The sequence below is a fragment of the Pseudomonas helleri genome, from assembly GCF_045830615.1.
In the GTDB taxonomy this organism is placed as follows: domain Bacteria; phylum Pseudomonadota; class Gammaproteobacteria; order Pseudomonadales; family Pseudomonadaceae; genus Aquipseudomonas; species Aquipseudomonas helleri.
Window position 1 is genome coordinate 555,158 of record NZ_CP174501.1, and the last position, 11,039, is coordinate 566,196.

Genomic DNA, 11,039 nt, shown 5'->3' on the forward strand with positions numbered 1-11,039 from the left:
CCCTATGTGTTTCCCGTATTCCGTGCCGTCGACAACTAACAGGTAGCGCCGTGTCCTTTAACCATTACTACCAAAGCGAACTCACTGCATTGCGCCAGTTGGGCAGCCGCTTCGCTGAACGTAGTCCTGCGTTGGCGCCATTTTTGGGCCAGGCCGGGCGTGATCCTGACGTCGAGCGGTTGCTTGAAGGGTTTGCTTTTTTAACCGGGCGCCTGCGCCAGAAACTGGACGATGAACTTCCCGAACTGAGCCATTCGCTGATGCACCTGCTATGGCCCAATTACATGCGGCCACTGCCGGCATTCAGCCTGTTGCAGTTCGACCCGCTGGACCGTCCGGGCCCGGCGCTGCGGGTCGAGCGCGAAACCCGGGTGGCGAGCAAGCCGATTGACGGCGTGAGTTGCCAGTTCAGAACCTGCTACCCGACAGACGTGCTGCCATTGGCCCTGGTTGAGCTAAAACACTCGGTCAACGCCCAAGGCACGCTGCTCAGCCTGCGTTTGAACATGACCTGTGACGGTCATTTGGGCGAGCTGGCGCTGAGCCAGTTGCGCTTACACCTGGCGGGTGAGCGCTACGTCAGCCAAATGCTCTACCTCGGCTTGTTGCGCCATTTGCACGGCGTCACCGTGGTGCCGCTCGATGGCAACGGCAAAGCCCTGGAGGCCAGCGAAAACCCGGCGTTCACCCTGGCGCCCACTTGCGTACAACCAGTGGGGTTTGCCGAAGAAGAATCCTTGATCCCTTACCCGCTGAACACCTTTCGCGGCTACCGCTACTTGCAGGAATACTTCGCCTTTCAGGACAAGTTTCTGTTCGTTGATTTCAGCGGTCTGGAGCGCCTGAGCACGCTGCCTGAAGACACCCTCAAGCAGGTGCGCGGTCTGGAGTTGCGCTTTGATATTCGCCAGAGCAACGCCCAGCGCCTGCGCCCGACGCTGGACAACGTGAAGCTCTATTGCACGCCCATCGTCAACTTGTTCCAGCACGACGCCATGCCCGTGCGCCTGGACGGCAAGCAGGACGAATACCTGCTGATGCCCTCACGGCTGGCGCTTGAACACTGCGCGGTGTTCTCGGTAGACAGCGTGACCGGCTGGCGCGTCGACGGCACGGGCTCCCAGCGGTATGTGCCGTTCGAATCATTCGAACACGACCCCAGTTTTGATGTGGCGGTCGAGCAAACGCATTACAGCGTTCGCCAGCGCACAGCGTTGCTGCATGAAGGGCTCGACACCTACCTCAGTTTTGGCACCCGCCAGCCCGAGGCGGGCGAAACCCTGTCCATTGAGCTGACGTGCACCAATCAGAACCTGCCCCGGCGCCTTGGCCAGGGCGATATCTGTCTGCCTTGCGAAGGGACGCCCGAGTTCCTGGTGTTTCGCAACATCGGGCCGGTGACGCCCAGCTACGCACCGCCGCTCAACCGCGACTTCCTCTGGAAGCTGATCAGCAACATGTCACTCAACTACCTGTCGCTGGCCAACGTGGATGCCCTGAAGGTGATCCTCGAAACCTACGACTTGCCGCGCTACTACGACGAGCACGCCGAGCGGGTTAGTAAAAACCTGCTCAACGGCCTCAAGTCGATCCGCCATGAGCACGTTGACCGCCTGCACCGCGGCTTGCCGCTGCGTGGCCTGCGCACCGAACTGACCGTTGATACCCAGGGCTATGTCGGCGATGGCGACCTGTTTGTATTTGCCTCGGTGCTCAACGAGTTTTTCGCGCTTTACGCCAGCCTCAATTCGTACCACGAACTGCGGGTCCACAGCACACAGGGAGAGACCTACCAATGGACACCCCGCATGGGCCTGCAGCCCCTGCTCTGAGCGTGTTGGCTCGCACTGTCCGGGAGTACTCGCTGTTTCAGGCCGTGCTGCTGGTCATCGACCGCCTGCGTGACGGCAACACCGACATCAGCGAAGACGAGCTCTACGACCGGGTGGAGTTTGTGGCCAACCCGAGCCTGGGTTTTCCGGGCTGCGACGTTGATGCGGTGGAGTTCTTTGTCGAGCACGGGCAACGCCGTGCGCGGCTGCGTTTCAACCTGATGGGCCTGGTGGGTTCCGCGTCGCCGTTGCCGGCGTTTTATGGCGAGCAAGCGCTGGGCGACGGCGATGCACAGAACACCACGCGGCAGTTTCTGGACCTGTTCAACCACCGCTTGCAACGGCTGCTGCTGCCGATCTGGCGCAAATACCGCTATCGCGCCCGATTCGAAAGTGGCGCCAACGATCCGTTTTCCAGCCACTTGTTTGCCCTCATCGGGCTGGGTGGTCAGACCATCCGCGACGCTCAAGAGCTGAACTGGAAGCGCCTGTTGCCTTACCTCGGTTTGTTGAGTTTGCGCGCGCATTCGGCCGCCCTGATCGAGTCCGTGCTGCGTTACTACTTCAAGCACGCCGAGCTGACGATTGAGCAGTGCATCGAGCGCCGCGTCGAGATTCTCCAGGAACAGCGCAACGCCCTTGGGCGCGGCAATCATCAACTGAGTGAAAGCCTGGTGCTGGGCGAGCGCGTTCGCGATTGCAGCGGCAAGTTTCGCATCCACATCCGCCAACTGAGTTGGGAGCGTTTTCATGAACTTCTGCCGATCGGCACGGGGTATCAGCCGCTGTGCGCGCTGGTGCGCTTCACCCTGCGTGATCCGCTGGAGTACGACATCCGGCTGGTGCTGCGCCACGAAGAAATCCGTGAGCTGCGCATTGCCGAGCACAACCCCTGCCGACTCGGATGGACCAGTTGGCTGGGCCGCGAATACGCGGACGGCGTCGTCACCCTTGGTAAAGCACATTAAGGAGCAATGGCCATGATCAACGTAGACCTGCAACAACTGATACAGGCACTCGACGCCGACACCCGGCGCGACCTTGAGGGCAGTGCCGAACGCTGTGTAGCACGTGGCGCGAGCCAGGTATTGGTAGAAGACCTGCTGCTGCAACTGCTGGAGCGACCGCAAGGCTTGCTCGCACGTGCGCTGCAAGACGCCGCCATCGATGCGGGCCACTTGAGCGCTGCCTTGCAGCCGCGCAGTGAAAACAGCGCCTCACGCAACCCGGTGTTTGCGCCGGAACTGGTGCAATGGCTGCAAGATGCGCTGCTGGTCGCCAGCCTTGAACTGGGGCAGACCCAGATTGATCAGGCCGCCTTGATCCTCGCCTTGTTGCGCAACCCGCTGCGTTATGCCGGGAGCGGCTATCAAACCCTGCTGGCCCAGCTCGATATCGAACGCCTCAAAGGCTTTGCCCTGTCGCAACAAGCACAACCCGCCAGCGACCGCGCTCCTGCGTCGGGCGAGGTGTTATTGCCGCGCTTTACCCACAACCTGACGGAGCAAGCGCGGGCCGGGAAACTTGACCCGGTGTTGTGCCGCGATGACGCCATCCGCCAGATGATCGACATCCTCGCCCGCAGGCGCAAAAACAACCCGATTGTGGTGGGCGAGGCCGGTGTCGGCAAAACCGCTATCGTCGAAGGCCTGGCCTCGCGCATCGCCGCCGGTGAAGTACCGCCGGTGCTGCTCGGGATTGAACTGCTGTCGCTGGACATGGGCCTGCTGCAAGCCGGGGCCAGCGTTAAAGGTGAATTCGAACGCCGCCTCAAAGGCGTCATCGACGAAGTCAAAGCCTCGCCCAAGCCTATCATTCTGTTTATCGACGAAGCCCACACCTTGATCGGCGCCGGTGGCAACGCCGGAGGGTCCGATGCGGCCAACCTGCTCAAGCCCGCATTGGCCCGTGGCGAGTTGCGCACCATTGCCGCCACCACGTGGGGTGAGTACAAAAAATACTTCGAAAAAGACCCGGCGCTTGCCCGGCGTTTTCAGCCGGTGCAACTGCATGAGCCTACCGTCACTGAAGCGGTGACCATTCTGCGTGGTCTGGCCCACGTGTATGAAAAGAGCCACGGTATTTATTTGCGTGACGACGCGGTGGTGGCCGCCGCGCAATTGTCAGCCCGTTATCTGGCCGGGCGCCAGCTCCCGGACAAAGCCGTCGATGTGCTCGACACCGCCTGCGCCCGCGTGCGCATCAGCTTGGCCGCCGCGCCGCAAAAGCTTGAGCAACTGCGCGGTGAACTGGCCGAAGGCGGGCGCCAACGTCAAGCCATGCGCCGTGATGCCGAAGCCGGTTTGTTGATTGATCACGCGCAGCTGCTGACGCTGGAAGCGCGCTTGATCGAAGCCGAAAGCGAACAGCTTGCCCTTGATGCACGGTGGGTTGAGCAACGCACCTTGGCCGAACGCTTGCTGGCGCTGCGCCAACAACTGGCTCAGGCCCGTGAGGCCAGCGAACCGAACCTTGACCCAGAAAACGAGCAAAGCGTGCCCTCACTGGAGGCGCAGCTCAACCTCACTCACGCTGCCCTGAGCGAAGCCCACGGCCTTGAGCGGCTGGTCAGTTTTGAAGTGTGCCCGCGTCTGGTCGCAGAAGTCATCAGCGCCTGGACCGGCGTGCCCGTGTCGCAATTGGCCCGCAAGCACAGCGCCAAGGTCAGCAGTTTCGGCGCCGATTTAAGCGCGCGTATTCGTGGGCAAGACCAGGCCATTCATGCGCTGGACCGCTCCATGCGCGCCACGGCGGCGGGCCTCAACAAGCCGGATGCGCCGGTGGGGGTGTTCCTGCTGGTGGGCCCGAGCGGCGTCGGAAAAACCGAAACAGCACTGGTTCTGGCTGACCTGCTATACGGCGGCGAGCGCTTTATCACCACCATCAACATGTCCGAGTTCCAGGAAAAACACACCGTCTCGCGGTTGATCGGCGCACCACCGGGTTACGTCGGTTATGGCGAAGGCGGCATGTTGACCGAGGCCGTGCGGCAAAAACCGTATTCCGTGGTGCTGCTGGACGAGGTCGAAAAGGCTGACCCGGATGTGCTCAACCTGTTCTATCAAATCTTCGACAAAGGTGTGGCCAACGATGGCGAAGGGCGCGAGATCGACTTTCGCAACACCCTGATCCTGATGACCTCCAACCTCGCCAGCGACCGCATCAACGCCTTGTGCGCCAACGGTGCGCGGCCGAGTGCCGAAGACCTTGAGCAGAGCATTCGTCCGGTGCTCAGCAACCACTTCAAACCCGCCTTGCTGGCGCGCATGCGCGTGGTGCCGTACTACCCGGTCAGCGGGCCGGTGCTGCGTGAACTCATTGAAATCAAACTTCAACGCCTGGGTGAGCGTCTGCAACGGCGGCAACTTTCGTTCAGCCACTGCCAGCGTCTGGTCGACCATCTGGCCGAGCGCTGCACCCAAAGCGACAGCGGTGCGCGACTCATCGACTACTTGCTCGACACCCACGTCTTGCCACTGATCGCTGACCGCTTGCTGGACGCCATGGCCAACGCGCAAACCCTCAAGAGCGTGCACGTCACTCTCGACCCGCAGGCCCATGTGCTGTGTGAGTTTGCTTAAGGTGGAGCCGATGTTTGTTCGCGTAGCGGACCCTCTGGCGTATGCCGAGTCGTTGCTCCAGCACTTTGCCAGCGTGGCGCGCTGCACTGACAGCGCCAGCGTGGTCGGCCAGTGCGTGTGTGCCGTGGCCCAACTCAGTGGCTGTGAATTGAGCCAGCTGTATGTACTCGATGCCACGCACAAGCGCCTGGAACTGACCGCAGAATGGCTCGACGGGCTTGTGCAAGCGCCCCGCGAACAGGGGTTGCCAACAGATTACGCGGGTCAGCACCTGTTGCAGTTTGCCGTGTGCCAGAACAGGGTTATCAGTGTCGATGACCTCAGCGACGGGCTGTATGACATCGGATTTTTGCCCAGCCAAGGCCTGCCGTGGCGGGCGTTGCTGTGCGTACCGCTGCTCAATGCGCAGCAGTCTGTTGCGGGCGTGTTGCTGGTCGCCAGTCGTCAAGCGCTTGAGCTGTTGGCTTATGCGCCTTCTGTTGGAGTCTTCGGGACTTTTGTCGGGGCGCAGTTGCGTTTGCATCAGCAGGACGCCACCTCGGTAATGCCCTCAGACCTGACCGGCAGTACGAGTGGGCTGATCGGCAAAAGCCGGGCCATGCGCCAGACGTACCACCTGATCAACAAAGTGCTGAACAGCCCCTATACCGTGTTGCTGATGGGCGAAACCGGCACCGGCAAAGAAGTCGTCGCCCGGGCGATTCATGACGGCAGCTCGCGCCGTGACCGGCCCTTTATCGTGCAGAACTGCGCAGCCTTCCCTGAAGCTCTGCTGGAAAGCGAGCTGTTCGGTTACCGCAAAGGCGCCTTTACCGGTGCCAACCGTGACCGCGCCGGGCTGTTTGACAGTGCCAACGGCGGCACTTTGTTGCTGGACGAAATCGGTGACATGCCGCTGTCGTTGCAAGCCAAGTTATTGCGCGTGTTGCAGGAGGGCGAGATCCGCCCCTTGGGCTCAAATCACACGCATAAAATCGATGTGCGAATCATCGCCGCCACCCATCGCGATCTGGCGCAATTGGTCAGCCAGGGGCTGTTTCGCGAAGACCTGTATTACCGCCTCGCACAATTCCCCATCACCTTGCCGGCCTTGCGTCAGCGCGAGGGCGACATCCTCGATCTGGCCCGGCATTTTGCCGCGCAGACCTGCGCGTTTTTACAGCGCCAGCCGCTGCTCTGGTCCGAGCAGGTGCTGGAACAACTGGCGAGCTACGCCTTCCCCGGCAACGTGCGCGAGCTTAAAGGGCTGGTGGAGCGCGCGGTGTTGCTGTGCGAAGGCACTGAGTTGCGGCCGGAACATTTCTCGCTGTTGCGCGATGCGCCCAACGGTGCCGACACCCTCAACTTGCGCGAGCGTCTGGAGCAGGTTGAACGGGGGTTGCTGCTCGACTGCCTGCGCAAAAACGCCGGTAACCAGACCCGCGCCGCCCATGAACTGGGCGTCGCCCGGCGCACGCTGCTGTACCGCCTGGAGCGCCTGAATATCCGTTTGGACGATCTAAAAAGGAAGGCCTCGTGAGCCCCTTTCATTCTTTGTGCCTGTGGAGACTCTCCTGATGACTGCTCGTCTCTGGTGCGCCGTGTTGCTGACTGTCGCCGTGCTCTGCGGCGCCAGTGGGTGCAGCGCCAATTACAAATTCAACGACAACAGCTATCGCCCATTGGGTGATCCGCAAGCGGTCAATCGCGGTAAGTGACCGTAAGGAGCCACACTATGGAACTGGTATTCGATCTGCTCGACACTCGGTCGCGGGACGCTACGCAGGTGATGCGCAAAACCTTCACCGAGCAAGGCGGCACCATCGGGCGCAATGCGGCCTGCGAGTGGGCGCTCGTGGACAGCACACGCAGCGTCTCCAATTACCACGCGCACATCAGCTATCGGGACGGCACGTTTTTTTTCACTGACACCAGCACCAACGGCAGTCGCTGCAACCGCTCCGAGGCTTGGCTGAACAAGGGCCAGGCTCAGCGCATTGAACATGGCGATGTGTTTTACATCGGTGACTTCCAGTTGCGTGCGCAACTGGAGCACGAGCTGCAAGCGATGCTGGAGCAGGTCGGGCGCCCTCAACCGGCGGGCAGCATCATCCCCGACGATGCTTTTTTGGCCATGGACCCGCTCGATCCGATCAAACTACCCGCCGCTGTCTTTGCCGTGCTGGAGGAACCAGAGCCACGCCCCGGCCAGCCAACGGACTGGGAGCAGCGTGTCGACTTCGCCCGGATCGACTACGAAAACCTGCGGGTCCCGCATCTGATCGAAGCCCCGAAGGCGCCACTGCCCGAGCCGATTGCGGCCATGGGACCACCCAGTGACGAGGCCTTTTGGCTGGCGTTTGGCGCGGTGCTGGGTGTTGACCTTGCGCAGCAAACACGCGAAGACCGCGAAGCGCTGGCGCTCAAAGCCGCCCACTTGCTCAAGCACAGCATCGGCGGTTTGCAGCAAAGCCTGTGGACCCGCAGCGAGCTTAAAAACCAGTTGCGACTGGCCCGTACCGCCGCCCCGGACACCCGGCAAAACCCGCTCACCTCCAGCCAGGATGCCACCGAAGCATTGGGCCTGTTGCTGGCTCCGAAAAAGCCCCATCAGCCCTCGGCCGAGCAGGTGGTTGGGCGTGCCTTTCGGGATGTACAGGCGCATCAGGTCGCGCTGTTGAGCGCCAGCCGTGCCGCAATACGCAGCAGTCTTGAGCACTTCTCCCCGCAGCAATTGGTCTTGCGCTTTGAGCGTGATGGCTATCAGCCGTGGCTCAAGACATCGGCCAGCCGCTGGCGGGCCTTCAGTCGCTATCACCAGGCCCTGCAACGGGACGATGACTGGTGTGAGCGCGTGCTGGCGCGTGATTTCGCTCAGGCCTACGACGTGCAAGTACGCATGATTTCCACCCTCCACAATGACCCTCAAGGATGATGCGCATGTCGCGTAGTACACCCCTTTATCGCAACCTTCTGCTGGCACTGACGGTGTGGCTGCTGGGCGGATGCTCGGCGTTGTCGCCGTACTCCAGCCTGACCAAGCTCGACCTGACGTTAAGTGCCAGTGATCAGGTCAATCTCGACCTCAACGGCCGCCCGTCGCCGCTGGTGGTTCGGTTGCTGGAACTCAAACACCCGGTTGCCTTTGAGAACGCCGATTTCTTCAGCCTGTACGAGCGGCCCAAAGCTTCGCTTTCACCGGATCTGGTTACCAGTGAAGAGCTGGAGGTGCGCCCCGGCGAGACCGTCGACCTCAAGCTAAGCGTCGAGCCCGGCAGCCGCTATGTCGCGGTGCTGGCCGCGTATCGCGACCTGCCGCAAACGCAATGGCGCTATGTGGTGCCGCTGGCTGCCGGTGACTTGACTACGGCCCACTTGGTACTCGATCAGGCGGGCATTCATAACGCCGCCCGGGCCTCTGCACAGGCGGATGATTGAGCATGAATGCACACAAAGTTATCTGGCGCGAAGGCATGTTGCTGCGCCCGCAGCACTTCCAACAGAGCGACCGTTATTACCACCACCAAATGAAAGCCCGCACCCAGTTACTGGGCCGCTACACCTGGGGCTTTCTGGGGCTGGACATCGACATGCAGTTTCTCAATATGGGCAAACTGGTGATCAGCCAGGCGGCGGGTGTGTTGCCGGACGGTAGCCTGTTCGAGCTGAGCGGCAGCACCCAGGCATTGGTCCTCGATGTGCCGCGCCACACCGCCAACACGGCGGTTTACCTGGCCTTGCCTCTGGTCACCGGCAACCACATCGAAACCCGCCGTGTGGATCAGGCCGATGTGCTGGCGCGCTACACCGCGTTCGACATTGACGTGTCCGACTCAAACGCCGGTGACGACGCCAGCAGCCAGGTCAGTTGCGCCCGCCCGGATTTTCGTCTGGTGCTGGGCGAGCAACAGAACGATCAAGCCTGCATCAAGTTGCAGGTGTGTCAGATCCTCGACACCACCTCAGACGGCGTGATCCGTCTGGATGAGCAATTTGTGCCGACCTTTATCCACGCCCACGCGTCGGGCTATGTGCTGTCGTGTCTCAAAGAAGTCATCAGCATGATCGCCAATCGTGGCGAGGCGTTGGCGCAGCGTATCAGCTCCAATGGCAAGGTCGGCGGGGCAGAGGTCGGTGACTTCATGATGCTCCAGCTGATCAACCGCACCGAACTGGTGTTGCGCCACTATTTGAGCCTTGAGCACCTGCACCCCGAAGAGCTGTATTGCGCGTTGCTGGCGATGCTCGGCGACCTGGCGACCTTTGGCAGCGAGAGCAAACGCCCGCAGGTGCGCAGCGCCTACCAGCACAGCAATCAGGGCGAAAGTTTTCGCAGCTTGATGGACTCGATTCGCCAAGTGCTGTCGATGGTGCTGGAGCAACACGCCATGGAGCTGGTGCTGGAAAGCCGTCAGTACGGTGTGCTGGTGTCGCCATTGACCGACCACGCATTGCTCGCCACCACCTCGTTTGTTCTTGCCGCTCAGGCCCATTGCGACAGCGAGGAACTGCGCCATCGCTTACCCGCGCACCTCAAGGTCGGGGCCGTCGAAAACATCCGCCAACTGGTCAACCTGCACCTGCCGGGCTTCAAGGTCAAACCCTTGCCGGTGGCGCCCCGGCAGATCCCGTTTCACTCCAACAAGACCTATTTCATCCTCGAACTGGGCAGCGAAGAGCTTGCGCAACTGGAGCGCTCCGGTGGCTTTGCCTTCCATGTTTCGGGCGAGTTTTCAGCGCTTGAACTGCAATTTTGGGCCATCAGGAACTGACCGCCATGCGTACGGATTCACAACACCCAACAGATGACAGCACGGTGATGGTTTTTCGCGATGGCCACACGCCGGCGACGGCAGCCCTGACCGACGTGCAGGCCCCGCCAAAAATCGAGCAACTTGCCGAGCGCATGATCTATTCGGCGCGGGTAAAACCTGCCGACGCGTTCAGCGTCAGTGTTAACCCGCTGGTGGCTGCGGCCAGTGAAGTGCTGTCGTTCGTGGTGCACATCAAGCACAGCACCTCGCCAGACACGTTGGTGGGCCTGCATGGGCAGCTCACCGCCGTCATCAAGGCGTTTGAGGCCAATGCCCTGTGCCGGGGCGTTGACAGCCAGCACATGATGAAAGCCCGTTACGTGCTGTGCACGGTAGTCGACGAGGCCGTGGTGACCACCCGCTGGGGCAAGGAAAGCGAGTGGTCGCAGCAGAGCCTGCTGAGCAGCTTTCACAACGAAACCTTTGGCGGCGAGAAGGTCTTTCAGGTGCTCGACCAACTGTGCAAAGACCCGGTGTACAACCTCTCGCTGCTGGAGCTGATTTACCTGTGCCTGGCCTTGGGCTTTGAAGGCAAGTTTCGCGTCATCGAGCGCGGCATTCATGAACTCGACGGCATTCGTGATGCGTTGTACCGGCAGATCCGGCACTTGCGCGGGGACGTTGCGCGTGAGCTTTCACCGCACTGGCAAGGGCTCAAGTCACGCCGCCACCGCCTCACCCGCATCGTGCCGGGGTGGTTGCTGGCGACCTTCACGGCGGGATGTCTGGTGGTCATGTTTTCGGGCTTTGCCTGGGTTTTGGGTGAGCAGCGCGACGTCGTCTTGCAGCCGTATCAACAGCTCGACACTCCGGTTGTACGAGCGCAGTTGTAA

Annotated in this window: 9 protein-coding genes; all 9 read left to right on the forward strand. The window is 61.4% G+C overall.

Translation table 11 applies throughout. The annotated features are described in order from the left end of the window. Positions 1–50: 50 nt before the first annotated feature. From tssF to icmH, 9 genes are read left to right on the forward strand one after another with little or no spacing between them, the layout of a single operon-like run. A complete protein-coding gene (gene tssF, locus ACJJU9_RS02660) occupies positions 51–1,832 on the forward strand; it encodes a type VI secretion system baseplate subunit TssF (protein ID WP_407729984.1) in 1,782 nt (593 codons plus the stop codon). Continuing rightward, on the forward strand, positions 1,796–2,800 hold the full coding sequence (tssG, locus tag ACJJU9_RS02665; RefSeq protein WP_153330181.1) for a type VI secretion system baseplate subunit TssG: 1,005 nt from the start codon (positions 1,796–1,798) through the stop codon (positions 2,798–2,800). The genes tssF and tssG overlap by 37 nt, the downstream gene beginning before the upstream one ends. Positions 2,801–2,806: 6 nt before the next feature. After that, positions 2,807–5,413, forward strand: a complete 2,607-nt coding sequence (gene tssH / locus ACJJU9_RS02670) for a type VI secretion system ATPase TssH (protein WP_407729985.1) — start codon at positions 2,807–2,809, stop codon at positions 5,411–5,413. A 10-nt stretch (positions 5,414–5,423) separates the two neighbouring features. Then, positions 5,424–6,932, forward strand: a complete 1,509-nt coding sequence (locus ACJJU9_RS02675) for a sigma-54 interaction domain-containing protein (protein ID WP_407729986.1) — start codon at positions 5,424–5,426, stop codon at positions 6,930–6,932. Between the two features lie 37 nt (positions 6,933–6,969). Then, entirely contained in the window at positions 6,970–7,110 is a 141-nt protein-coding gene (locus tag ACJJU9_RS02680) for a hypothetical protein (RefSeq protein WP_048367741.1), read from the forward strand. 17 nt (positions 7,111–7,127) lie between these two features. After that, complete coding sequence (gene tagH, locus ACJJU9_RS02685) at positions 7,128–8,327, forward strand: type VI secretion system-associated FHA domain protein TagH (protein ID WP_407729987.1); 1,200 nt, start codon at positions 7,128–7,130, stop codon at positions 8,325–8,327. A 5-nt stretch (positions 8,328–8,332) separates the two neighbouring features. Beyond that, a complete protein-coding gene (tssJ, locus tag ACJJU9_RS02690; protein WP_407729988.1) occupies positions 8,333–8,830 on the forward strand; it encodes a type VI secretion system lipoprotein TssJ in 498 nt (165 codons plus the stop codon). 2 nt (positions 8,831–8,832) lie between these two features. Continuing rightward, positions 8,833–10,164 carry a type VI secretion system baseplate subunit TssK gene (gene tssK / locus ACJJU9_RS02695; protein ID WP_350576820.1) on the forward strand — a complete coding sequence of 444 codons (1,332 nt, stop codon included), beginning with the start codon at positions 8,833–8,835 and terminating at the stop codon, positions 10,162–10,164. A 5-nt stretch (positions 10,165–10,169) separates the two neighbouring features. Beyond that, positions 10,170–11,039 (forward strand): type IVB secretion system protein IcmH/DotU, encoded by an 870-nt coding sequence (icmH, locus tag ACJJU9_RS02700; protein ID WP_407729989.1) that lies wholly within the window; start codon positions 10,170–10,172, stop codon positions 11,037–11,039.